The organism is Leifsonia sp. NPDC014704 (assembly GCF_043083605.1).
Classification (GTDB): Bacteria; Actinomycetota; Actinomycetes; order Actinomycetales; family Microbacteriaceae; genus Leifsonia.
The window spans coordinates 72,325-95,648 of sequence record NZ_JBIBYW010000002.1; the positions used below are offsets into that span (position 1 = coordinate 72,325).

The window sequence follows — 23,324 nt, forward strand, 5'->3', positions numbered from 1 at the left end:
CTACCGGGGCAGCAGAACGCGTCGCCCGGTGCGCGCGGACTCGCGCGCACCGAGGGCCACCCGCAGTGCTTCGACCGCCGAGGAGACAGGCGCGCGGGTGGTCGGCACGCCCGTGGTCGCGCAGTCGACGAAGTAGCGCGCCTGCGCGGCGAACGCGTCACCGGCCTCCGGCTCCGCCGCATCCATCCCCGTGTCGCCGACGACCTCGAGCGTTGTGAGGAACTGCTGGCTCTCCGGGAGGTCGGACACGCTGAGCACCTGGGCGACGCCGCCGCCCTCATACTCGATCGTCGTCATCACCGGGACGCCGAAGCCCGCACCCGCCGACGGGATGCTGGTCACGGCGACAGCGCGACCGAGGTAGGCGGACGCCTGATCGATGTCGTGGATCGCGAAGTCGACGAGCATCCCGCCGGATCGCGATTCGTCCTCAAGCCAGTCGTAGCCCGTCGGAGCCGATGAGATGCGCGACGCACGCACCACGCGTGGGCGGCCGACGGCCCCGGCCGCGACGCGTTCCGCGAGTGCCGCGTAGCCGGGGAAGAACCGGACGACGTGCGCGACCATCAGCGTCCCACGCGCCCGGGCGGCCGCAGCCTCCACGCGCTCGGCGTCCTCCACGGTCAGCGCGATGGGCTTCTCGAGCAGTACGTGACGACCCGCCTCGAGCGCCTGGATGGCCAGGTCGGCATGCGACGGGGTCGGTGTGCAGACGGAGACGATGGTGACGGCGGGGTCGTCGAGCGCCTCCTCCAGCCGGGTGGCCCAGCGGGCGTCGGGCGCCTCCGGGAGATCCGGACGGCGGCGCGGCGACACCGCGTACAGCACCGGGATGTCGTTGGCCGCCCACGCCGCCGCGTGCGCCCGGCCCATCCGGCCGGCGCCGACGATGGCGACGGCCTGAGTCATCGGACGACGAGGTCGACGCGCGCCGGGTCGAACACCGAGTCGAGGATGAGCCGCCCGGCTCCGCGGATGCCCGCCTGCTCTTTGGCGACGCTCACCGCGATGTCGAGCTGGTCCGTGATCATCGGCAGGCAGTCCGAGTAGATGGCCGAGCGCACGCCGGCGACGAACGCCTCGGCCTCGCCCAGGATGCCGCCGAGCACCAGTCGCTGCGGGTTGAAGAAGTTCATGATCGTCGCGAGCACACCGCCGGTGCGGAGGCCCGCCTCCCGGAGCTCCTGCGTGGCGCGTGGATGCGCGTCCCTGGCGAGTGCGAGCACCTCGCGGGTGTCGGAGATCTCGACGCCGGAGGACCGCAGCGCCTGGACGATCGCGGCGCCGCCGGCCACGGCATCCAGGCAGCCGATCCGGCCGCACGAGCAGAGCACCGCGGGGGCGCCGGGGACGGTGACGTGGCTGATATCGCCCGCCATGCCGTGGTGCCCGTGGTAGACGCCGCCGAAGGCGACGATGCCGCAGCCGATGCTCGATCCCGCCTTCACGAACACGAGCTCGCCGACGTCGCCGCCCAAGGTGTCGTACTCGCCGAGCGCCATCAGGTTGGCGTCGTTGTCCGCCGCGGCGGGGAGGCCGGTGATCGCGGAGAGCTCGGCGGCCACATCCACACCGTTCCAGCCGGGCATGCGCGAAGGCGACACCATACGGCCGGTGGTGGAGTCGACGGGGCCGGGGAGTCCGATCCCGAACCCGCGGAGCGTCTGGCCCGGCTGCGCGTGCGCCTCCGTCAGTTCGGCGCCGACCTCGGCGATCCAACTGAGAACGGCGGTGGGGCCGGTGGAGATGTCCATCGGCTCGGTCCGGGAGGCCAGCACGCGCCCGCTGAGGTCGATGAGCCCGAAGGTGGCGTGATGCGAGCCCAGGTCGGCGGCGCAGACGACGCCGGTGGACGCATCCACTTCGAGGGCGCGCGGGCGGCGGCCGCCGTGGGAGACGCCCGCACCCGCCTCGCGGAGGTAGCCGGCGGCGATGAGGGCGTCGACGCGCTGCGACACCGTGGAGGGCGAGAGGCCGGTGCTGCGGGCGAGATCCGCCCGCGACCGGGACCGGCCGGAGCGGACGAGTTCCAGGATGCCGCCAGGACTGCCCGGCCCGGCAAGGACGGACGTCCCCTCCATCGTGCTCGTCATCGCGGCATCCCCTCTGCGGCGATGGGCCTGCTGCCCGCCGTCCTGCGTCGAGGATACTGTACCGACTTCGTTCGATATCGGATTAACTAATTTCGATATTGCGATCAAGCGTCGATACTTAGTACGCTCATCGAAACCTTCCCGACGACGATGCGAGGACCCCGATGACAGCAACGGACGCACGGCCGATGGTGAGCCTGCGCGCGGTCGACAAGCACTTCGGCGACCTCCACGTGCTGCAGAACATCGACCTCGACGTCGCCGAGCGTGAGGTCGTCGTGGTGATCGGGCCGTCCGGCTCCGGCAAGTCCACGCTGTGCCGGTCCATCAACCGCCTGGAGACCATCGATTCGGGCGAGATCCGCGTCGACGGCGAACTGCTGCCGGAAGAGGGCGCACCGCTCGCCAAGCTCCGGGCGGAGGTCGGGATGGTGTTCCAGTCGTTCAACCTGTTCGCCCACCGGACGATCCTCGAGAACGTCACCCTCGCTCCCCTCAAGGTGCGCAAGCTCGGCAAGGATGCCGCACGCGCCCAGGCGATGGAGCTGCTCGACCGGGTCGGCATCGCCGACAAGGCCGACAGCCACCCGGCGCAGCTCTCGGGCGGCCAGCAGCAGCGCGCGGCCATCGCCCGCGCTCTCGCCATGCAGCCGAAGGTCATGCTCTTCGACGAGCCGACAAGCGCCCTCGACCCCGAGATGGTCGGCGAGGTGCTCGATGTGATGACCTCCCTCGCGAAGGAGGGCATGACGATGATCGTCGTCACCCACGAGATGGGCTTCGCCCGCCGCGCCGCCGACCGCGTCGTCTTCATGGACCGCGGGCAGATCGTCGAGCAGGCCCCTCCCGCACAGTTCTTCGACTCCCCCGCCACCGAGCGGGCGAAGTCGTTCCTGGCCTCCGTGCTCTCGCACTAGCACCCGCACCGCACGAGGCCGCGCACCACCGTTCCACATCACACCGAAGTCCAATCAGAAAGGGATGCATCCCATGACCCGCAGCATCCGCAGGAAGAGCGCCGTCGCCGGCGTCCTGCTCGCGGCCGTGACGCTCGCCGTCACCGCCTGCTCCGGCAACACGGCACTGCCCGGCAACGACGCGAGCTCGACCGCGTCGGGGGACTCCGTCCTCGCCGGCGCGCCCGTCGCGAAGGCCGACCTCATCCTCTCCGGCTCGACCATGGAGAAGATCAAGAAGCGCGGCAAGCTCATCGTCGCCGAGGCTCTCGACGCCCCGCTGCTCTCGCAGCAGGACCCGACCGACCCGCAGAAGGTCAACGGCTTCGACGCCGAGCTCGCCAAGCTGCTCGCGATCTACATCATCGGCAAGCCGAACGTGGAGATCGTGCCGCCCGCCTCCGAGACCCGCGAGGCGATGCTGCAGAACGACACCGTCGATGTCGTCTTCAACACGTACACGATCACCGAGGAGCGGGCCAAGCAGGTCGCCTTCGCCGGTCCGTACTTCGAGTCCGGCCTCGCCGTCGCGGTCAAGAGCGACAACAAGGACATCAAGAGCGAGAAGGACCTCGACGGCAAGAACGTGATCGTCGGCGCCAACACGCCCGCCGTCACCGAGGTGCCGAAGATCGCCCCGAAGGCGACGGTCACCGCGTTCGGCACCGACCCGGCCGCCGTTCAGGCGCTCATCCAGGGCCGCGGTGACGCGTACGTGCAGGACTACACCCTGCTCGCGAGCGACGCCGCCAGCGAGAAGCAGATCAAGGTCGTCGGGCAGCCCTTCACCAAGGAGCCGTACGGCATCGGTCTGAAGCACGGTGACGACGACTTCAAGAAGTTCGTCAACGAGTGGCTGAAGACCATCCAGAAGGACGGCCAGTGGGGCAAGGCGTGGAAGACCACGCTCGGCACCGTGACCGACTCGGAGATCCCGACGCCGCCGGAGATCGGGTCCGTTCCCGGCTCCTGATCCGACCGCACCAGACCGGCCGGATGCGCGCGAGAGGCACCCACACAGGCCCGCGCGCATCCGGCCCCCTCCGCTGACACTGCTCCTTCCCGACCACTCGACGAGAGAACGATGAACCCCCTGATCGACAACCTAGGGCCACTGGCCCAGGCACTCGGCACCACGCTGCTGATGGCCGTGGTGGCCGGCGTCGGCTCCATCGTGCTCGGCGTGCTGGTCACGATCGCCCGTGTCAGCCCCATCCCGGTGCTGCGCGCCGCCGCTTTCCTGTACGTCCAGTTCTTCATCAACGTCCCGCTGCTGGCCCTGCTGCTGCTGGCGGTGTTCGCCCTGCCGGATGCGGGCATCCTGCTCCCGCTGACCCCGACCGCGATCATCGTGCTCACCGTCTACGAGGCGGCGTACGTCGCCGAGGCGGTGCGATCGGGTGTGAACACCGTCCCCGTCGGCCAGGTCGAGGCCTCCCGCGCGCTCGGCCTCACCCTCTGGCAGTCGCTGCGCTACGTCGTCGTCCCGCAGGCGCTGCGCGCCGTCGTGCAGCCCATCGGCAACGTCATGATCGCGCTCGCCATGAACACCGCGCTTGCGGCGGCCGTCGGCATCGTCGAGCTCACCGCCGAGGTCAACAAGGTCAACCTCGTCGCCGCGCAGCCCATCCTGATCTTCTCCAGCGCCGGACTCCTCTACATGGCCATCGCCCTCGCCATCGGCCTCGCCGCCGGCTGGGTCGAGCGGAAGGTGGCGATCGCCCGATGACCGCACAACTCATCCCGGACCGGCCGGCTCCCGCGCGCCCTCGCCGCCCGAAGCGCCAGTACGGCGCCTCCTTCATCTACGACGTTCCCGGCCCACGCGGCCGTCGCAACATCCTCATCGGGTCGATAGTCAGCGTCGTCGTCTTCGCCCTGATCGTCGGTCTGGGCCTCTGGCAGTTCGCGGCCCACGGCCAGCTCGCGCCCGAGCGCTGGGCACCGTTCACCGAGTGGGCGATCTGGCAGTACCTGCTGATCGGACTTCTGGGCACGCTGGAGGCGGCGGCGATCGTCGCGGTGCTCGGCGCTGCGCTCGGCACGCTGCTCGCGCTCGGCCGGGTCAGCCAGGTGCGCTGGGTCCGCTTCGTCTGCGGGCTCTACATCGAGATCGCCCGCACGGTGCCCGTGCTGCTCGTCATCTACCTGATGCTGTTCGGCCTCCCGCAGATCGGCATCAACCTGCCGACGCTCTGGAAGCTGGTCGTGCCGCTCACCATCGCGAACGCCGCGGTGTTCGCCGAGATCATCCGCGCCGGGATCCTCAGCCTGCCGCGCGGACAGCGCGAGGCAGCCCTCAGCCTCGGGATGCGTCCGGTCCAGGCGATGACGTACGTGGTGCTCCCCCAGGCGGTGCGCAATGTCACACCGTCGCTCGTGACCCAGTTCGTCAGCCTCCTCAAGGACACCTCGCTCGGCTACATCGTCGCGTTCACCGAGCTGCTGTACCGAGGGCAGGTTCTCGCCTCGTACCTGCACCTCCTCATCCCGACCTATGTCGCGGTGACGGTGATCTACCTCATCGTCAACGGCAGCCTCTCGGCCTTCGCGTCGCGGCTGCAGCGCGGATCGCGGCGGCGCACCTCGCCGCAGCCCGTCCTCCCGACGCTCCCCGCCGTCGTCGCCGTCGAGCACATCGACGACGGCACCGACTCCACGAAAGCCGACCATGTCTGACGCCCCCACCGTCTCCATCCGCACCGCCGACTCCGCCACCGACCTGGCGGAACTGGCCGTCGTGCGGCGTTCCGGCCTCATCGAGAGCCGGCACTTCGGGAGCCTCGTGGCACTCGACCCCGCGGGCGACCCGCTGATCGAGCTGGGCGACCCGGATGCCGTGGTGCTGCCGCGCAGCACCGTGAAGCCGCTGCAAGCCCTCGGCTGCCTGACCGCCGGCGCGCCGCTCGCCGGTCCGGAGCTGGCCATCGCCGCGGGAAGCCACACGGGTGAGGACGAGCACGTCCGGCTGGTGCGCGAGCTGCTCGCCCGTGCGGGCGTCCACGACGCGGCACTCGGCTGCCCGGTGGACCGCCCCGAGGACGAGGCGACGTTCGAGCGGATGCTGCGCGACGGCGAAGGGCGCTCGCGCGTGCGGATGAATTGCTCGGGCAAGCACGCCGCCATGCTCCTCGCCGCCACGACGAACGGGTGGCCGACCGACGGCTACCTCGACCCGGAGCACCCGCTGCAGCAGCACATCCGCGCCACGATGGCGAAGCTGACCGGCGTTCCGGTCGGGCACGATGCGATCGACGGCTGCGGCGCTCCACTCTTCGGCACGAGCGTCCGCGGGATCGCGCGCGCCTTCGGCCGGCTAGTGCAGGCGGAGCCGGGCACGCCCGAGCGCGCCGTCGCCGACACGATGCGGGAGCACCCCTACTACGTCGGCGGCACAGGCCACCAGAACACGACGCTCATGGAGAGCGTCCCCGGAGCGCTCGCCAAGGGCGGCGCCGAGGGCGTGATCGGAGTCGCGGCCGCGGACGGCACGGCCGTCGCCATGAAGATCGTGGACGGCAGTCCCCGGGCGACGACGCTCATCGCGCTCCGCGTGCTCGAGGTGCTCGGGACCCCGATCGCGGATGCGCGCTCTCTCACCGACCTCCCCGTGCTCGGCGGCGGCATACCAGTCGGTGCGATCGAGCTCGGCGCGGACCTGACCGCCGCGCTGGAGCGCCTCGCGTGACGGTCGTCGAGATCTGCCTCGACGACCTCGCCGGCGTCCCGGTGGCCGAGGAGGCCGGCGCCGACCGGATCGAGCTGTGCGCGGCGCTGGGCGAGGGCGGCATCACGCCGTCCATCGGCACGGTCGCAGGAGCGCTGCGCGCGGCGACGCGGATCGGCATCCAGGTGCTCATCCGCCAGCGGCCGGGCGACTTCGTGTACGACGACGATGAGCTGCAGGCGATGGTGGACGACATCCACTCGATCCGTGCGCTCCCCAACCCCTCGGGCGTCGTCCTGGGCTTCGTCGTCGGAGCGCTGCGCGCCGACGGACGGGTGAACGTGGATGCGACCCGCCGCCTGGTGGCCGCGTGCGGCGATGCTCCGGTGACCTTCCACAAGGCGTTCGACCAGGTCGCCGACCGGGCGGAGGCACTACAGCAGCTCGCCGATCTCGGCGTGACACGCGTGCTGACCTCGGCCGGTGCCGCGACGGCGCTGGAGGGCGCAGACGAGCTCTCGCGACTGGTGGAGCTCGCCGGCGACCGCGTGACGATCCTCGCGGGCGGCGGCGTCCGTCCGGGCAATGTGGCGGAGGTCGTTCGGCGGGCGGGAGTCGGCGAGGTGCACCTGCGGGCGCCCCGCGCCGTCGCGACCCCGGGCGCGGGCGCTCCGACGGCGTACGACTCGGGCGCACGCGATGTCACCTCGGCCGAGGTGGTCCGCGCCGTGGTCGCCGCCGTCCGCGACACGGCGAACGAGCAGTCCGCATGAGCGGCCTCCCTGTCGTCCTGGCCGTCGACCTCGGCGGCACCGCCATGAAGGGCGCCGTCGTCCGCGAGGACGGCGCCGCCGTGACGGAGACGACGCTCGCGACCCCGGCGGACGGCATCCTCACCGCACTCGTCGGCCTGCTCGGCGAGCTGCGCCGAACCGCGGCCGACGACGGTCACGACGTCGTCGGCGCGGGCGTCGCCACCCCCGGAATGCTGGACGAGCAGCGCGGGCTGGTGCACTACGCCTCCAACCTCGGCTGGCGCGACGTCCCCCTCCTCGACATCCTCCGCTCCGAGCTGCACTTGCCGGTGGCGGTCGGTCACGACGTGCGTGCCGCCGGGCTGGCGGAGCGCAACAGCGGCGCGGCGCGCGGCTTCGGCGACTTCGCCCTCGTGCCGATCGGTACCGGGGTCGCGGCCGCTCTCGTCTCGTCCGGCGGCGCCGTGACCGGCGCGACCGGCGCCGCCGGCGAGTTCGGACACATCCCCGTCGTCCCGAACGGCGAGCCGTGCACCTGTGGCCAGCGCGGCTGCCTCGAGGTGTACATGTCCGGCGCGGGCGTGGCCCGGCGGTACCGGGCGGCGGGCGGAGACGCCCTCAGCACCCGCCGCATCGTCGAGCGGCTCGGGGTCGACCCGCTCGCCGACCGCATTTGGTCGGAGGCGCTCGACGTGCTCGCCCAGGGCCTCAACATCCTGACCCTGCTGCTCGATCCCGGGCTCATCGTTCTCGGCGGCGGGGTCTCGCACGCCGGCGACGCGCTCTTCGGGCCGCTCGGCGAGCGGATGTCGTCCGGGCTGGCCTGGCGGAAGCGGCCGCCCGTCGTCCAGAGCGCCCTCGGCGGCGACGCCGGTCGTGCCGGGGCCGCCCTCCTGGCGTTCGACGCCGCGCGCTGACGCATCCGGTTGACGCAACACGCCGTCCGGCGGCACTGGCCGACGGCGTGTTGCGTCAACTAGTCCGTTTAAGTTGTGCGCAATTTAGTTGTGTGCAATGGTTGGGGCATGCCGGTGACCGATGAGATGGTGTGCTTCTCGCTCTACGCCGCCACGCGTGCCACCACGCAGGCGTACCGTACGCTCCTCGAGCCCTGGGGGCTCACCTACCCGCAGTATCTCGTCCTCATCACCCTCTGGGTCGAGGGCGAGCAGACCGTCGGGTCGCTGGGCGAACACCTCCAGCTCGACTCGGGCACGCTGTCCCCGCTGCTGCGGCGGATGGAGCAGTCCGGTCTCGTCCGGCGCGAACGCCGCGCGGGCGACGAGCGCATCGTGACGGTCACGCTCGGCGAACGCGGCCAGGAGCTGCGCTCGGAGCTCGCCCACATCCCCGCCCGGATCGCGGCAGGCACCGGCCTCCCCGACCAGCAGGCGGCGGGCGCCCTCATCGACACCCTGCACCGGCTCACGGAGACCATGCACGCTGCAGCGCAGCCGCAGGCCGCCGCGCACAACAGAACACCCTCCGAAAGGAACTGATGAACGTCCTCTACACCGCAGAAGCCCTGTCGACCGGCGCCGGCCGTGACGGCCGTGTCGCCACCAGCGACGGCTCGTTCGCCCTCGACCTCGCCGTCCCGAAGGAGATGGGCGGATCGGGAGCCGGCACCAATCCCGAGCAGCTGTTCGCCGCCGGATACGCGGCTTGCTTCCACTCGGCGCTGCAGGCGGTCGCCCGCAGCCAGAAGGTGAAGCTCGACGGCTCGTCGGTCGGAGGCCGCGTGGAGATCGGACCGAACGGCGACGGCGGCTACCAGCTCGCCGTGCTGCTCGAGGTCGTCCTGCCCGGGATCGAGGCCGAGCAGGCCCAGGCCCTCGCGGACGCGGCGCACCAGGTGTGCCCGTACTCCAACGCCACCCGGGGCAACATCGACGTCACCATCACGGTTTCGGAGGACTGAGCCATGACCGACGCCACCACGATGCGCGCCCTGGTCCACCACGAGTTCGGCGACCCCGCCGAGGTGCTCGCGGTCGAAGAGCGGCCCCTCCCCCAGCCGGGCGCCGGCGAGGTCCGCGTGCGGATGATGCTCTCGCCCATCCACAACCACGACCTGTGGACGGTGCGCGGCACCTACGGCTTCAAGCCCGAGCTCCCCGCGCAGGCCGGCACCGAGGCGCTCGGAGTCGTGGATGCGGTCGGCGAGGGCGTCGAGCAGCTGGCGGTCGGCCAGCGGGTCGTCACCGGCGGCACGTTCGGCGTGTGGGCCGAGTACTTCGTGACTCGGGCCGCCGGCCTCATCCCCGTGCCCGACGGGCTTCCCGATGAGTCGGCCGCTCAGCTGGTGTCGATGCCGTTCAGCGCGATCAGCCTGCTCGAGTTGCTCGGCCTCACGGAGGGCGACTGGCTCATCCAGAACGCCGCGAACGGCGCGGTCGGCCGGATGGTCGCCCAGCTCGGCGCCGCACGCGGACTGAACGTCGTCGGCCTCGTCCGCCGGTCCGCCGGTGTCGAGGAGCTGCGCGCCCAGGGCATCGAGCGCGTCATCGCGACCGACGACGCGAGCTGGCGCGACCGGCTCGCCGAGATCACCGGGGGCGCACCGATCACTGCGGGCGTCGACTCCGTCGGCGGCTCGTCGGCAGGGGATGTGCTCTCCACGCTCGCCGAGAACGGCACCCTCGTCGTGTTCGGCGCGATGGCGTCTCCCACCCTCGAGCTCGCCTCGGGCGACATCATCTTCAAGCAGGCCACGGTCAAGGGCTTCTGGGGCAGCGTCGTCAGCCGCGAGATGCCGGCCGACCAGCGCGGGCGGCTCTTCCAGGAGCTGTTCGCCCGTCTGCAGGACGGCACGCTGACCCTCCCGGTCGCGGGCGTCCACGGGCTGGACGACATCGCCGGAGCCGTCGCGGCGAGCGGCGAGGCCGGACGCGTCGGCAAGGTGCTGCTGCGACCCTGAGGCGGATCGCGACCGCGTGCGAGGTGGGCACCGCCCGATAGCCTGGGCACATGCTCACCCCGCCGGTCACCGCCAAGAAGCCCGTCGAACGCATCCACCACGGCGACGTCTACGTCGACGACTACGAGTGGCTGCGCGAGAAGGACGACCAGGCGGTCATCGCGCACCTCCACGAGGAGAACGCGTACACCAACGCCCGCACCGAGCACCTCGCGCTGCTCCGCGAGCAGATCTTCGACGAGATCAAGGCGCGCACCCGCGAGACCGACCTGAGCGTGCCGGTCCGCGAGGGCGACTGGTGGTATTACACCCGCACGGTCGAGGGCAAGCAGTACGGCATCCACTGCCGGGCTCCCATCGCCTCCGCCGACGATTGGGTTCCCCCGACGCTCGATGAGGCGGCCCAGCGCAACGGCCTCCCGGGCGAGCAGATCCTGCTCGACGACAACGCCGAGGCCGAAGGGCACGACTTCTACGCGCTCGGCAGCTTCGACGTGAGCGCCGACGGCACGCGCCTGCTCTGGGCCGTCGACACCGAGGGCGACGAGCGCTACACGCTCCGCGTCCGCTCGCTCGTCGACGACGGCGTGACCTTCCCCGATGAGATCGAGGGGACCGCGGGCGGCGCCCTGTTCGACCAGACCGGCGCCTACATCTTCTACACGACGGTGGACGAGTCCTGGCGCCCCGACACCGTCTGGCGGCACCGGGTCGGCGACGCTCCTGCCGTGCCCGACACCCAGGTGTTCCACGAGCCGGACGAGCGCTACTGGATCGGCGTCGGCCTGACCCGCAGCCGGCGCTTCCTGGTCATCGAGGCCGGCTCGAACATCACCAGCGAGGCGTGGCTGCTCCGCTCCGACGACCCCACCGGCGAGTTCCGCGTGGTCTGGCCGCGGAAGGAGGGCGTCGAGTACGACGTCGAGCACGCCATCGTCGGCGGCCACGACCGCCTCCTCATCGTCCACAACGACGGCGCCGTCAACTTCGAGCTCGTCAGCGTCTCGGCGGACGACCCGCAGGGGCCGCGCCGGGTGCTCCTCGCGCACGATCCGGCTGTGCGCATCGAGGGCGTGGATGCGTTCCGCGACTTCGTCAGCGTCGAGTACCGCCGCGAGGGGATGACACGGGTCGCCGTCGCCTGCGTGCCCGACCCGCACAGCGAGGAGCCGGCCGACGACACTCCGCACGAACTGCACTTCGAGGAGGAGCTCTTCACCGTCGGCGTCGGCGGCAACCCGGAGTGGACGCAGCCGTTCCTGCGCCTCGGCTACGGCAGCTTCGTGACGCCCTCCACCGTGTACGACTACGACGTCCGCACCCGCGAGCTCGCCCTGCGCAAGCAGCAGCCGGTGCTCGGAGCGTTCGACGCCTCCCTATTCGAGCAGCGCCGGGAGTGGGCGACGGCACCGGACGGCGCGCGCGTCCCGATCTCGCTCGTGTACCGCCGCGACCTGGTCACGCCCGGCGAGCCGGCCCCGCTCGTGCTCTACGGCTACGGCTCGTACGAGGCGAGCATGGACCCGTCGTTCAGCATCCCGCGCCTCAGCCTGCTCGACCGCGGCGTCGTGTTCGCCATCGCGCATGTCCGCGGCGGCGGCGAACTCGGCCGGCTCTGGTACGAGAACGGCAAGAAGCTCCACAAGAAGAACACCTTCACCGATTTCGTGGCCGCCGCCCGCCATCTCATCGACCGCGGATGGACGGATCCGTCGCGCATGGCGGCGCAGGGCGGCAGCGCAGGCGGACTGCTCATGGGCGCCGTAGCGAACCTGGCGCCCCGCGACTTCGCCGGGATCCTCGCCGAGGTGCCGTTCGTCGATCCGCTCACCAGCATCCTCGACCCGTCCCTGCCGCTCACCGTGATCGAGTGGGACGAGTGGGGCGACCCGCTGCACGACCCCGAGGTCTACGACTACATGAAGTCGTACTCGCCGCTCGAGAACGTGCACGCGACGCACTACCCGCGCATCCTTGCCATCACGAGCCTCAACGACACCCGCGTCCTCTACGTCGAGCCGGCGAAGTGGGCGGCGAAGCTGCGCGAGGTGGATGCGGACCCGCTGCTCAAGATCGAGATGGCCGCCGGTCACGGCGGCGTCTCCGGGCGGTACGCCGCCTGGCGCGAGCGGGCGTTCGCGCTGGCATGGCTCCTCGACGTCGTCGGGGCGCATCCATCGGGCGAGTGACCGTGAAGACCGACCTGAAGAAGGAGCTGGGGCTGTACGCTCCCCGGCGCGGTCGCTTCGAGGTCGTCACCGTTCCGCCGCTGCGCTACCTGATGGTGGACGGTCACGGTGACCCGAACACCTCGGGCGAGTACCGGGATGCGATCCAGACGATCTTCCCGCTCGCCTACGCGCTGAAGTTCCTCAGCAAGCGCAGCCTCGACCGCGACTACACCGTCATGCCGCTGGAGGCGCTGTGGTGGGCGGACGACATGGCGTCCTTCACGAGTGCCCGCGACAAGTCCCAGTGGCACTGGACCGCGCTCAACCTCGTCCCCGACTGGATCACCGACGCGCACGTCGAGGAGGCGACGGCGACCCTGCGGAGCAAGGGCGGCGCCCCGCGCCTGGACGAGCTGCGCGTCGAGACGCTCGACGAAGGGCTGAGCGTGCAGACCCTCCACGTCGGCTCCTACGACGACGAGGCGCCCGTGCTTGCGGAGTTGCACGACGTGTTCATCCCGGATGCGGGACTCACGATGACCGCGCGCCACCACGAGATCTACCTGAGCGACGCCCGGAGGACGGCGCCGGAGAAGCTGCGGACGATCCTGCGGCAGCCGGTCACCCGGGCCGACTAGGACGCAGCGGCTCAGCCCAGGTCGTCCGGATCCTTTCCGGTGCGCTCCCCCGACTCGAGCGTCGCGATGGCGGCCAGATCCTCCGCATCCAATTCGAAGCCGAAGACGTCGATGTTCGACCGGATGCGCTCCGGCGAGGTCGACTTCGGGATGACCACGTTGCCCAGCTGCAGCTGCCACCGGATCACCACCTGCGCAGGCGTCACCCCGTGCTTCGCGGCGAGCGCGTCGAGGACGGGGTCGCCGAGCACGCGCCCGCGCGCCAGCGGCGACCATGCCTCCGTCACGATCCCGTGGGCCGCGTCGTACGCGCGCACCTCGGCCTGCGGGAGCCAGGGATGCAGCTCCACCTGGTTCACCGCGGGCACCGTCGCGGTCTCCCGCGCCAGCCGGTCGAGGTGATGCGTGTGGAAGTTGGCCACTCCGATCGACCGCGCGCGACCCTCCTCCCGCACCTTCTCCAGCGCCCGCCAGGTCTCCACGTACCGGTCGCTGCGCGGCGCCGGCCAATGGATGAGGAAGAGGTCGATCGTGTCGAAGCCGAGCCGCTCGAGGCTGGCGTCGAACGACCGCAGGGTCGAGTCGTAACCGTTCTCCGTCCACCACACCTTGCTCGTGACGAACACGTCGGACCGGTCGAGCCCGCTGCGCCGCACACCCTCGCCGACCCCGCGCTCGTTCTCGTAGAACGCCGCCGTGTCGATGTGGCGGTACCCCGCCTCCAGCGCCGCCACCACCGCGTCCGCCGTCTCGGCTTCCGGGATCTTGTACACGCCGAAGCCGAGCTGCGGGATGGTGTTGCCGTCGTTGAGAGTCAGCTGCGGGATGCTCGCCATGGGTTCATTCTGCCGTGCCCCCGGCGTACAGGTGGGGCATCGGAAGGAGACCGACAAGATGGCACTGAACAACAAGACGATCGCATTCCTGGTGGGCCCCGAGGGTATCGAGCAGGCCGAGCTCGTGCAGCCCTGGCAGGCGGTGACCGAGTCCGGCGGCACGCCCAAGCTCGTATCGAAGGAGGAGGGCGAGGTGCAGGCGTTCAACCACCTCACTCCGGCCGACACCTTCCCGGTGGATGTCACCCTCGGTTCTGCGAGCGCCGACCAGTTCGACGCCCTCGTGCTTCCGGGCGGTGTCGCCAACGGCGACCAGGTCCGCACGTTCCCCGAGGCCGTGTCGCTGGTGAAGGACTTCGCCGCAGCCGGCAAGCCCATCGCCGTCATCTGCCACGGCGGTTGGGTGCTGATCGAGGCGGGCGTCGTGGGCGGCCGGACACTGACGAGCTGGCCGAGCCTGCAGACGGACTACCGCAACGCGGGGGCGACCTGGGTCGACGAGGAGGTCGTGGTCGACGACGGCCCGTTCACCCTCGTCTCATCGCGCAAGCCCGACGACCTGGACGCCTTCGGCCGCGAGCTCGTGAAGGCCTTCGAGTAGAGCCTCGTGAGCGTTCCCTGGCAATGGCCTCCGAGCCGGTTGCGGCCGGCGGTAGTGCGCGGGAACGTAGTCGACTCCTGGACCATCGATAGGAAGGAGAGCACATGCTCACCCTCACCGAGAACGCCAGCACCATCGTCAAGACGCTGACCGACCAGTCCCCGGACGACTCCGCGGGTCTGCGCATCAGCAGCAGCAACCCTGACAACACCGCGTTCGCCGCGGCGGTCACCCCGGAGCCGGAGGCCTCGGACCAGGTGGTCGAGTCGGGCGGCGCCCGCATCTTCCTCGAGACGCAGGCGGCCGAGGTCCTCGACGACAAGGTGCTCGATGCACAGGTCGACGACCAGGGAGCCGTCAGCTTCGCGATCGGCGTCACCGCCTAGCGCGGCGCGACGCGACGAAGGCCCGGAGCCGCTCGGCTCCGGGCCTTCGTGCGTTGTCAGGCCTGTCTTCTCGCGTCGGCTTCGGGCTCGGGCTCGGCCTCGGGCTCGGCGCCGGCCTCGGCGGACGGTTCCGGGAGGGCGTCGGCGACGATGGGATGCGGCGCCGTCCGGTCATCGGGGAGACCCCATAGCGCCTCGCCCTTTCCCGCATCCAGCAGGAACTCCACCGCGAGAGTCCAGAGCGGGACGATCTTCATCGGCGGGATGTCCTCCTCGCCGGGGAAGTGCGCCGCGAAGTGCACCTCGGGCTCCCCGCGGAGCGGCTCCGCCGCAGCGACCAGACCGTAGTAGTTCTCGTCGTCGACCACCCGCCAGCGCCCGGTCTGCCCGTGCTCTGGCTCCAGCTTCACGGTGTACCCGCCGTAGGAGAAATCGGGTCCGGGAGGCAGCGAGGCGCGCTCGTCTTTGGTCATGCTCCTGTTCTACGGCCGTGCGACCGGCGCGGCAACTCGTTCACTTGCCTAGCAAAAAGGTGTAGGGCTACACCGCCCCTCGCGGCTGTCAACGCCTCGATTCACTCGTGCATCCGGCATCGAGTAGGTCTGGACGAGAGGAGAGCCATGCTGGCGATGACGTACCGCGGCCCATACAAGATCCGGGTGGAGGAGAAGGACCGCCCGAAAATCGAACACCCGGGTGATGCCATCGTGCGGGTCACGCTGGCCGCGATCTGCGGATCCGACCTGCACCTCTACCACGGCATGATGCCGGACACCCGGATCGGCCACACGTTCGGACACGAGTTCATCGGGGTGGTCGACGAAGTCGGGCCGGACGTCCAGACCCTGAAGGTCGGCGACCGCGTGATGGTGCCGTTCAACATCTTCTGCGGCACCTGCTACTTCTGCCGGCGCGGCCTCTACTCGAACTGCCACAACGTGAACCCGAACGCCACCGCCGTCGGCGGAATCTACGGCTACTCGCACACGACCGGCGGATACGACGGCGGCCAGGCCGAATACGTCCGGGTGCCGCTCGCCGATGTCGGGCCGACGGTCATCCCGGACTGGATGTCGGACGAGGACGCCGTCATGCTCACGGATGCGCTCCCCACCGGCTACTTCGGCGCTCAGCTCGGCGACATCGTCGAGGGCGACACGGTCGTCGTGTTCGGTGCCGGGCCGGTCGGCCTGTACGCCGCGAAGTCGTCGTGGTTGATGGGCGCCGGGCGGGTCATCGTGATCGACCACCTGGACTACCGCCTCGCCAAGGCGCGCGAGTTCGCCCACGCCGAGACGTACAACTTCGTCGAGCTGGGGGACGTCGTGCTCGCGCTCAAGCGGGCGACCGACGGTCTCGGCGCGGATGTCGTCATCGACGCGGTGGGGGCGGAGGCCGACGGATCGGCGCTGCAGCACATCACCGCCTCCAAGCTGAAGCTGCAGGGCGGTTCGCCGATCGCTCTGAACTGGGCGATCGACTCGGTGCGCAAGGGTGGCACGATCTCGGTCATGGGAGCGTATGGCCCGCTGTTCAGCGCGGTGAAGTTCGGAGACGCCATGAACAAGGGCCTCACCATCCACACGAACCAGTGCCCGGTGAAGCGTCAGTGGCCCCGCCTGTTCGAGCATGTCCGCAACGGATACCTCACGCCGTCGGACATCGTCACTCACCGCATCCCCCTGGAGCACATCGCGGAGGGGTATCACCTGTTCTCGTCGAAGCTCGACGGGATCATCAAGCCGCTCGTCGTGCCGAGCGCCGCGTAACCACGGATCGAGGGAGGACAGCAGATGCCGTACGTCGCCACAGATCACACGAAGCAGTACGACCCGGAGGAGCTCCGCAGGCGCATCCCCGGCTGGGGAGTCGACAGCGACCCGGCCGACCGGCCGTCGCACCCGCGGGAGCGTCTCGACCTGGAGCCGCCCGGTGCGCACTGGGAGATCCCGGAGCAGCAACAGCCCGTACAGGGGCGAGAGCGCTCGATCGAGCACACCCGGATGACGCCGGTGTTCGGAACGGCTCAACCGCTCCACGGTGTCTCGGGCGCGATCCGCCGCTTCGCCTACGACCGCTACAGCGAGGGGCAGACCGCGCACTGGCTGCTGCTGGTGCTGGGCGACCGGGTGGAGTCGGTGGGCGCACATGTGAAGTCGCTCGCGTCCCGCCGGCCCGACGACCCGATCACGGAGTCGGGCGTCCTGGGCGAGGCAGGCCACCATCCCGTGTCGTCTCGGTTCGGGGTTCGTCGCGCGGACGTGAAGCACACGTGGCTCGACCCGATCATCGTGGTGGGGCCGTGGGTACTCGCCGGAGTGTTCGCCGTCCGTACGGTGGTGAAGATTGCCCGACGCTAGGTGCACCAGACCGCTGAACTGTTCGGTCTAGCCGCACGCCGCGGCACCGGTGTCAACGAGAGTGACCCGGTGCCGCGGTGGTTGTTCACTGGTGTCCGGCGTGCGGACCGCCCCAACCCCGCTAGGCGGTCCGCGCGCCACCCTTACGGGGCGGCGACCTCTTCGGGCACGCCTGCCTCATCCTGCTGGTCGACCTCGGCCCCCGCGTCGTCGCCGCGGAACTGCGTCATGTACAGGTCGTAGTACGCCCCGCGCCGCTCGAGAAGCGTTGCGTGGTCGCCCTGCTCGACGATCCGGCCGTGCTCCATCACGAGGATGGTGTGCGCGTCGCGGATGGTGGACAGGCGGTGCGCGATGACGAACGAGGTCCGGTCGGTGCGCAGCGCCGCCATCGCGTGCTGGACGAGCAGCTCGGTCCGGGTGTCGACCGAGGAGGTCGCCTCGTCGAGGATGAGCAGCGACGGGTTGGCGATGAACGCCCGGGCGATGGTGATGAGCTGGCGCTCACCGGCCGAGACGTTGCCGCCCTCGGCGTCGATCACCGTGTCGTAGCCGTCGGGCAGCTGCCGGACGAAGCGGTCGACCATGGTGGCCTTCGCCGCCTCGATCACCTCGTCGTCGGTCGCCTCGAGGCGCCCGTACCGGATGTTCTCGCGGATGGTCCCCGAGAACAGCCAGGCGTCCTGCAGCACCATGCCGACCTGGCCGCGGAGTTCATCCCGCGACAGGTGTGTGGTGTCGATGCCGTCGAGACGGATCGTGCCGCCGTTGAGCTCGTAGAAGCGCATGATCAGGTTGACGAGCGTGGTCTTGCCCGCGCCTGTCGGACCGACGATCGCGACCGTGCTCCCCGGCTGGACGCTGAGCGACAGGTCTTGGATGAGCGGCGTCTCGGGGTCGTACGAGAACTCCACCTTGTCGAGCTCCACGCGGCCGTCGGCACGCTCCGGAAGGTGCTGGGTCGGCGTCTCGGGCATCTGCTCCTCCGAGTCGAGGAACTCGAAGGTCCGCTCGGCCGAGGCGACACCCGACTGCAGCATGTTGGCCATGCCGGCGATCTGCCCGATCGGCTGCGAGAACTCACGGGAGTACTGGATGAACGCGGTCGCGTCGCCGATGGTCAGCGTGCGCCCGGCGACCATCAGGCCGCCGACGACAGCGATGAGCACGTACGAGAGGTAGGAGACGAAGTTCATCGCCGGCATGATGCTGCCCGAGACGAACTGCGCGCCGACCTGCGCCCGGTGCAGCTTCGAGTTGCGCTCGTCGAACTCGCCGAGCATGACCTCGTCGCGGCCGAAGGCGCGCACCAGGTCGAGCCCGGAGTAGGACTCCTCGATGTGCCCGTTGAGCGAACCGGTGGAGGCCCACTGCGCGGTGAACAGCTTCTGCGAGCGCGAGCCGATCACCCCCGCGATCACGCCGGAGAGCGGGATGGAGATCAGCGCGATCAGCGCGAGCTGCCACGACACGATGAACATCATGATCCCGATGCCGATGACCATCAGCACGGACTGGATCAGCTGCGAGAACGCCTGCTGCAGTGCCGTCTGGATGTTGTCGACGTCGTTGGTCACGCGCGACATCAGGTCGCCGCGCTGCCGGGTGTCGAAGTAGCTCAGCGGCAGGCGGTTGAGCTTCGTCTCGACGTCCTTGCGCAGCCCGTAGACCACGCGCATGACCAGGGCGTTGAGCAGGTAGCCCTGCCACCACTGCAGCAGTGACGCGACCAGGTACATCGTGAGCACGATGAGCAGGAGGCGCCCGAGCTCCGTGAAGTCGATGCCCTGCTTCGTGACGTAGATGCCGTTGAAGATGACGTTGGTGGCGTCACCGAGGATCTTGGGCGCGATCACGACGAGCACGACCGACACGACGGTGAGCAGCGTGACCCAGGCCATCCCGAGCCACTCGGGCTTGAGGAGTCCCATGAGCCGCTTGAACGACGGCCAGAAGTTCTCGGCCTTCTTCGCCGGCGCTCCCCCGAACATGTCGCCGTCCGCCTCGGTGGGCGTGAAGTCGTATTCCTCTTCGAGCTCGTCGAGGACGATGTCCTTCGCGGTCGGGTTCTGCCCCTCCTCGGGGCGTCCGCCGCGCTTCTTGCGTTCTGTGGTCCGTGCCATCTCAGGCCACCTCCAGGCTCAGCTGCGACTCGACGATCTGGCGGTACGTCTCGTTGGTCTCCAGCAGTTCGTCGTGGGTGCCGCGTCCGACGACCCGCCCGTCGTCCATGACGATGATCGTGTCGGCTTCGCGGATCGTGGAGACGCGCTGTGCGACGACGATCATCGCCGCGTCTCCGATGGATTCGGCGAGCGCGCGCCGCAGGCGGGCGTCGGTCGCGACGTCGAGCGCCGAGAACGAGTCGTCGAAGAGGTACACCTTCGGCTGGGCGACGAGCGCGCGGGCGATGCACAGTCGCTGGCGCTGTCCGCCGGAGACGTTCGTGCCGCCCTGGGAGATGCGCTCGTCGAGCCCGTGCTCCTTCGCGCGGACGAAGTCCTCGGCCTGGGCCACGCGCAGCGCCTCCCAGAGCTCCTCGTCGGTCGCATCCGGACGCCCGAAGCGCAGGTTGGAGGCGATCGTTCCGGAGAAGAGGTACGGCCGCTGCGGCACCAGCCCGAGCACGCCGGCGATCTGCTTGCGGGTGAGCGCGTCGACGGCGACGCCGCCGATGCGCACGTGGCCGCTCTGCGGAGTGAACAGGTTGGCGATCACCGAGACCAGCGTGGTCTTGCCGGAACCGGTGGAGCCGACGATCGCGGTCACCTCTCCCGGCTCGGCCGTGAAGGTCACGTCGCTGAGCACCGGCTTCTCGGCGCCCGGGTAGCCGAAGGTGACATCCTGCACCTCGACCCGGCCGCTCGTCGGGACCTCGTCGGCGTCGGCCTGAGCCTGAGCGGTGCTGGGCGTCGCGCCGAGCACCTCCTCGATGCGCTCCGCGCAGACCATCGCGCGCGGGATCATCATGGCCATGAACACGCCCATCATGACCGCGACCAGGATCTGCAGGAGGTACTGCAGGAAGGCGGTCAGCGCCCCGATCTGGATGTCGCCGGCGTCGACCCGGTGACCACCGAACCAGAGCACGGCGACGGTCGCCGCGTTGAGGATGAGCATGATGATCGGGAACATCAGCACGAAGACGTTTCCGACCTTGACCGAGATACGCGTGAGGGCCGCGTTGGCGTCGTCGTACCGCTTCGTCTCGAAGCGCTCGCGGACGAACGCGCGGATGACGCGGATGCCGACGATCTGCTCGCGGATGACGCCGTTCACGCCGTCGATGCGCTCCTGCATGATGCGGAACATCGGCAGCAGGAGCGAGACGAGGACGCCGACGACGATGAACAGCACGGCGACCGAGACCCAGATCAGCCAGGAGAGCCCGGCGTCGACCTGCACCGCGAAGATGATTCCCGCGATGCACATGATCGGGGTGGACACCATGAAGTTGAACGTCATCAGCAGGAGCATCTGCACCTGCTGGACGTCGTTCGTGTTGCGCGTGATGAGCGTCGGCATCCCCCAACGGGCGAGGTCGAGCGACGGCAGCGCATCCACCTTGCGGTAGAAGGAGCGCCGGATGTCCTTGCCCGCGGACATCGAGGCGCGTGCCCCGAAGTAGGTTGCCGTCACGGCGGCGATGACCTGGATGAAGCAGACGACGAGCATCATGCCGCCGGTGCGCCAGATGAAGTCGGTGTCGCCGGTGACGACACCCTTGTCGATGATCTGGGCGTTCAGGGTCGGAAGGTAGAGGGCGGCCATGGTCGCGATCAGCTGAAGGACCACGACCGCGGTCACCGCGCGCCAATAGGGGCGCACGAAACGGAGTGAGAGACGAAGCAGAGTCACAGTGATTCCCGGGTGTGCTGTGTATGGATGTGATGGCGGAGCAGCCCCGCCACGAGCGAGGCTAACGGCAATTGCGGACGATGAGCGGCCTCAATTGAGGAAGTCGGTCCGGCGCCCGCAGTGGAGCGGTCGTTCGCGGGCGGTGTCAGGCGGCCGTGTAGTGGAGGTGCAGGACGCCGTTGTCGTAGGCGTCGTGGTGACGCAGCCGCAGCTTAGCGGGCGCGCTTCCCTCGGGGAACAGGCGTGCGCCCGTCCCACGGACCAGTGGATAGACGAACAGATGGAGCGAGTCGACGAGTCCGTCGGCCAGCAGGGCGCGCACGAGCGAGCCGGACCCGCTGATGTACACCCCGCCGCTGAACTCATCGGCGAAGGCCCGGATGCGCTCGGCATCGTACGCGCCGAGCGACCGCGAGTTGCGCCAGGTGCGCTCCGCGGTCTGGTCGTCCAGGGTCGAGCTGACGACGCCCTTGGGGCTGTCGTTGAAGAACGGCGCGCCCGGATCGTCATCGGCGGTGCGGGGGGACCACGCGGGTGCGAACATCTCGAACGTGCGCCTGCCGAGCAGGATCGCGTCCGACGCCCGCGTGATGCGGCCGATGTCGTCGCCCATGTCGGGATCGAATCCGAACTCGAACGTCCAGCTCGGATCTTCGAACACGCCGTCCAGCGACACGAACTCGTGCACTGCGATCGCGCCCATCAGATTCCCCTTTCCCCCGGAACAGCATAGGGGGTGACGCCTTATCGCGGAACGGCCGCGGCGCACCCGATCATCGGTTCGACGGCGCGTGGGGGCGATGCGGCGGGACAGTTCCCGTACTCCCCGCCACATCGCCTGAAGGGGTCCGGCCCGTTCGCCCGAACCCTTCACCCATGAAGACGCGGGCCACCTCCTGATCGTGACGCGGCTCATCGAAGTGGTTTCGAGCGAACATCCTCCACATATGGAGCCTTGGCCCCCGACCGGGGGTTGTGCATACTCGGAGGACTGAACCGCTACCGATCCAAAGGGGGATCCATGCGTAAGAGAATCCTGGCCGCCGCCATCGCGTTGGCCGCATTCGCCGGACTGGCCGTCGGCACACCCGCCGTCGCCAGCACGGGAGGAGTCGCCGACGGGAACAAGCATCCTGACGTCGGCCTGATCCTGTTCTACGACGCCGACGGGCGCTTCCGGTGCTCGGCGACACTGGTGTCGCCGACGGTGGTCGTGACCGCCGCGCACTGCACCTCCGGAACGCTGGGCAAGACGCTCGTCACGTTCGACTCCGTGATCGCGGAGCAGCCGCCCGCTCCGTTCCCGGTCGCCGCCGACCCCACCGCCGGATTCACCGCGGCAGAGATCACCGCGGCCGGCTACTACTCCGGAACGGCGTACACGCATCCGGACTACTCGGACTTCACGGACACCGCGAACTGGAACGACGTCGGCGTCATCGTGCTCGACCAGCCCGTGGCCTCGTTCGGGTCCGGCTACCCGCAGATCGCGCCCGTGGGCACGCTCGACGCGATCAAGACGAGCAACCTGTCGAAGACGCTGTTCACCGCGGTCGGCTACGGAACAGAGGTGCGCAAGCCGGAGTCCGGGCCGCAGAAGCCGCAGCCGATGAGCTATCCCCTCATCCGTCGCTATGTGGACATGCCGGGCCAGAAGCTGACCCCGCAGATTCTGCAGACCAACGGCAATCCGAACGACACCCGCGGAACCGGCGGGACCTGCTTCGGCGACTCGGGCGGCCCGGTGTTCCTCGGTGACCAACTGGTCGCGGTGACGAGCTACGGCTACACCGACAACTGCCGCTACCTCGGCGGCTACCAGCGCCTGGACATCCCGGTGGTCGACTCCTGGCTGGCCACATTCGGGATCTGATCGTCCGACCCGCGAATAAACCGCGGTCCTCCATTGTTATTGAGAATAGATTTCAACAAGGGAGGTCCGTCATGAAGGTACGCAACTCGGTGAGCTCGCTCAAGGCGATGCCCGGCGCTCAGGTGGTGCGTCGCCGGGGCCGCACGTTCATCATCAATAAGAAGAACCCGCGCATGAAGGCCCGCCAGGGCTGAGCGGCGCGGAAGGAGG

25 protein-coding genes are annotated in these 23,324 nt (G+C 69.7%); 18 read left to right on the forward strand and 7 right to left on the reverse strand.

What is annotated here, in order from left to right; all coding sequences use genetic code 11:
* Both ACF1AJ_RS11755 and ACF1AJ_RS11760 read right to left on the reverse strand, forming a co-directional pair.
* Complete coding sequence (locus ACF1AJ_RS11755; RefSeq protein WP_391507532.1) at positions 1 to 909, reverse strand: Gfo/Idh/MocA family protein; 909 nt, start codon at positions 907 to 909, stop codon at positions 1 to 3.
* A complete protein-coding gene (locus ACF1AJ_RS11760; RefSeq protein ID WP_391507533.1) occupies positions 906 to 2,093 on the reverse strand; it encodes an ROK family protein in 1,188 nt (395 codons plus the stop codon). The genes ACF1AJ_RS11755 and ACF1AJ_RS11760 overlap by 4 nt, the downstream gene beginning before the upstream one ends.
* A 164-nt stretch (positions 2,094 to 2,257) precedes the next feature.
* On the opposite strand from ACF1AJ_RS11760, the gene ACF1AJ_RS11765 reads away from it, so the two are divergent.
* The 12 genes from ACF1AJ_RS11765 to ACF1AJ_RS11820 all read left to right on the forward strand — a co-directional run bounded on the left by ACF1AJ_RS11765 (position 2,258) and on the right by ACF1AJ_RS11820 (position 13,200).
* On the forward strand, positions 2,258 to 3,010 hold the full coding sequence (locus ACF1AJ_RS11765) for an amino acid ABC transporter ATP-binding protein (protein WP_391507534.1): 753 nt from the start codon (positions 2,258 to 2,260) through the stop codon (positions 3,008 to 3,010).
* 73 nt (positions 3,011 to 3,083) lie between these two features.
* Positions 3,084 to 4,022 (forward strand): glutamate ABC transporter substrate-binding protein, encoded by a 939-nt coding sequence (locus tag ACF1AJ_RS11770; protein ID WP_309855985.1) that lies wholly within the window; start codon positions 3,084 to 3,086, stop codon positions 4,020 to 4,022.
* Positions 4,023 to 4,133: 111 nt separating this feature from the next.
* Positions 4,134 to 4,778, forward strand: a complete 645-nt coding sequence (locus ACF1AJ_RS11775; RefSeq protein WP_391507535.1) for an amino acid ABC transporter permease — start codon at positions 4,134 to 4,136, stop codon at positions 4,776 to 4,778.
* A complete protein-coding gene (locus ACF1AJ_RS11780) occupies positions 4,775 to 5,728 on the forward strand; it encodes an amino acid ABC transporter permease (RefSeq protein ID WP_391507536.1) in 954 nt (317 codons plus the stop codon). Before ACF1AJ_RS11775 ends, ACF1AJ_RS11780 begins: the two co-directional genes overlap by 4 nt.
* A complete protein-coding gene (locus ACF1AJ_RS11785) occupies positions 5,721 to 6,737 on the forward strand; it encodes an asparaginase (RefSeq protein ID WP_391507537.1) in 1,017 nt (338 codons plus the stop codon). Before ACF1AJ_RS11780 ends, ACF1AJ_RS11785 begins: the two co-directional genes overlap by 8 nt.
* Complete coding sequence (locus ACF1AJ_RS11790) at positions 6,734 to 7,489, forward strand: copper homeostasis protein CutC (protein ID WP_391507538.1); 756 nt, start codon at positions 6,734 to 6,736, stop codon at positions 7,487 to 7,489. The genes ACF1AJ_RS11785 and ACF1AJ_RS11790 overlap by 4 nt, the downstream gene beginning before the upstream one ends.
* Positions 7,486 to 8,388 carry an ROK family protein gene (locus ACF1AJ_RS11795; RefSeq protein ID WP_391507539.1) on the forward strand — a complete coding sequence of 301 codons (903 nt, stop codon included), beginning with the start codon at positions 7,486 to 7,488 and terminating at the stop codon, positions 8,386 to 8,388. Before ACF1AJ_RS11790 ends, ACF1AJ_RS11795 begins: the two co-directional genes overlap by 4 nt.
* Positions 8,389 to 8,496: 108 nt before the next feature.
* Positions 8,497 to 8,970 carry a MarR family winged helix-turn-helix transcriptional regulator gene (locus ACF1AJ_RS11800; RefSeq protein ID WP_391507540.1) on the forward strand — a complete coding sequence of 158 codons (474 nt, stop codon included), beginning with the start codon at positions 8,497 to 8,499 and terminating at the stop codon, positions 8,968 to 8,970.
* Positions 8,970 to 9,392: an organic hydroperoxide resistance protein gene (locus ACF1AJ_RS11805; protein ID WP_391507541.1), complete on the forward strand. Its 423-nt coding sequence runs from the start codon at positions 8,970 to 8,972 to the stop codon at positions 9,390 to 9,392. The genes ACF1AJ_RS11800 and ACF1AJ_RS11805 overlap by 1 nt, the downstream gene beginning before the upstream one ends.
* 21 nt (positions 9,393 to 9,413) lie before the next feature.
* On the forward strand, positions 9,414 to 10,391 hold the full coding sequence (locus ACF1AJ_RS11810) for a zinc-binding dehydrogenase (RefSeq protein ID WP_391508752.1): 978 nt from the start codon (positions 9,414 to 9,416) through the stop codon (positions 10,389 to 10,391).
* A gap of 50 nt (positions 10,392 to 10,441) precedes the next feature.
* The gene (locus ACF1AJ_RS11815) at positions 10,442 to 12,580 is read left to right on the forward strand and encodes a S9 family peptidase (protein ID WP_391507542.1); all 2,139 of its coding nucleotides are present in this window, start codon (positions 10,442 to 10,444) and stop codon (positions 12,578 to 12,580) included.
* Positions 12,577 to 13,200 carry a GyrI-like domain-containing protein gene (locus ACF1AJ_RS11820; protein WP_391507543.1) on the forward strand — a complete coding sequence of 208 codons (624 nt, stop codon included), beginning with the start codon at positions 12,577 to 12,579 and terminating at the stop codon, positions 13,198 to 13,200. The genes ACF1AJ_RS11815 and ACF1AJ_RS11820 overlap by 4 nt, the downstream gene beginning before the upstream one ends.
* Before the next feature lie 11 nt (positions 13,201 to 13,211).
* Here ACF1AJ_RS11820 and ACF1AJ_RS11825 read toward each other — a convergent pair whose 3' ends face one another.
* On the reverse strand, positions 13,212 to 14,036 hold the full coding sequence (locus ACF1AJ_RS11825; RefSeq protein ID WP_391507544.1) for an aldo/keto reductase: 825 nt from the start codon (positions 14,034 to 14,036) through the stop codon (positions 13,212 to 13,214).
* Between the two features lie 58 nt (positions 14,037 to 14,094).
* Here ACF1AJ_RS11825 and ACF1AJ_RS11830 point away from each other — a divergent pair, with 58 nt between their 5' ends.
* Together ACF1AJ_RS11830 and ACF1AJ_RS11835 are read left to right on the forward strand one after the other, a co-directional pair.
* Positions 14,095 to 14,637 (forward strand): type 1 glutamine amidotransferase domain-containing protein, encoded by a 543-nt coding sequence (locus tag ACF1AJ_RS11830; protein ID WP_391507545.1) that lies wholly within the window; start codon positions 14,095 to 14,097, stop codon positions 14,635 to 14,637.
* Between the two features lie 104 nt (positions 14,638 to 14,741).
* Entirely contained in the window at positions 14,742 to 15,023 is a 282-nt protein-coding gene (locus tag ACF1AJ_RS11835) for a Fe-S cluster assembly protein HesB (RefSeq protein ID WP_309855966.1), read from the forward strand.
* Between the two features lie 56 nt (positions 15,024 to 15,079).
* Here the strand turns inward: ACF1AJ_RS11835 and ACF1AJ_RS11840 are convergent, their stop codons facing one another.
* Positions 15,080 to 15,496 carry a hypothetical protein gene (locus ACF1AJ_RS11840; protein WP_391507546.1) on the reverse strand — a complete coding sequence of 139 codons (417 nt, stop codon included), beginning with the start codon at positions 15,494 to 15,496 and terminating at the stop codon, positions 15,080 to 15,082.
* A gap of 147 nt (positions 15,497 to 15,643) precedes the next feature.
* Between ACF1AJ_RS11840 and ACF1AJ_RS11845 the strand changes: the two genes are divergently transcribed.
* Positions 15,644 to 16,792 carry a zinc-dependent alcohol dehydrogenase gene (locus ACF1AJ_RS11845; protein ID WP_391507547.1) on the forward strand — a complete coding sequence of 383 codons (1,149 nt, stop codon included), beginning with the start codon at positions 15,644 to 15,646 and terminating at the stop codon, positions 16,790 to 16,792.
* Between the two features lie 24 nt (positions 16,793 to 16,816).
* Positions 16,817 to 17,383, forward strand: a complete 567-nt coding sequence (locus tag ACF1AJ_RS11850; RefSeq protein WP_391507548.1) for a hypothetical protein — start codon at positions 16,817 to 16,819, stop codon at positions 17,381 to 17,383.
* 143 nt (positions 17,384 to 17,526) lie between these two features.
* Here the strand turns inward: ACF1AJ_RS11850 and ACF1AJ_RS11855 are convergent, their stop codons facing one another.
* The 3 genes from ACF1AJ_RS11855 to ACF1AJ_RS11865 form a co-directional block, all read right to left on the reverse strand.
* Complete coding sequence (locus tag ACF1AJ_RS11855; protein WP_391507549.1) at positions 17,527 to 19,506, reverse strand: ABC transporter ATP-binding protein; 1,980 nt, start codon at positions 19,504 to 19,506, stop codon at positions 17,527 to 17,529.
* Between the two features lies 1 nt (position 19,507).
* Positions 19,508 to 21,241 (reverse strand): ABC transporter ATP-binding protein, encoded by a 1,734-nt coding sequence (locus ACF1AJ_RS11860; RefSeq protein WP_391507550.1) that lies wholly within the window; start codon positions 21,239 to 21,241, stop codon positions 19,508 to 19,510.
* A gap of 145 nt (positions 21,242 to 21,386) precedes the next feature.
* Complete coding sequence (locus ACF1AJ_RS11865; protein ID WP_391507551.1) at positions 21,387 to 21,944, reverse strand: dihydrofolate reductase family protein; 558 nt, start codon at positions 21,942 to 21,944, stop codon at positions 21,387 to 21,389.
* A 318-nt stretch (positions 21,945 to 22,262) separates the two neighbouring features.
* On the opposite strand from ACF1AJ_RS11865, the gene ACF1AJ_RS11870 reads away from it, so the two are divergent.
* Entirely contained in the window at positions 22,263 to 23,114 is an 852-nt protein-coding gene (locus ACF1AJ_RS11870; protein ID WP_089880002.1) for a trypsin-like serine protease, read from the forward strand.
* A gap of 71 nt (positions 23,115 to 23,185) precedes the next feature.
* Positions 23,186 to 23,308, forward strand: coding sequence for a type B 50S ribosomal protein L36 (ykgO, locus tag ACF1AJ_RS11875; RefSeq protein ID WP_309855956.1), 123 nt, complete (start codon positions 23,186 to 23,188; stop codon positions 23,306 to 23,308).
* Positions 23,309 to 23,324: the final 16 nt, after the last annotated feature.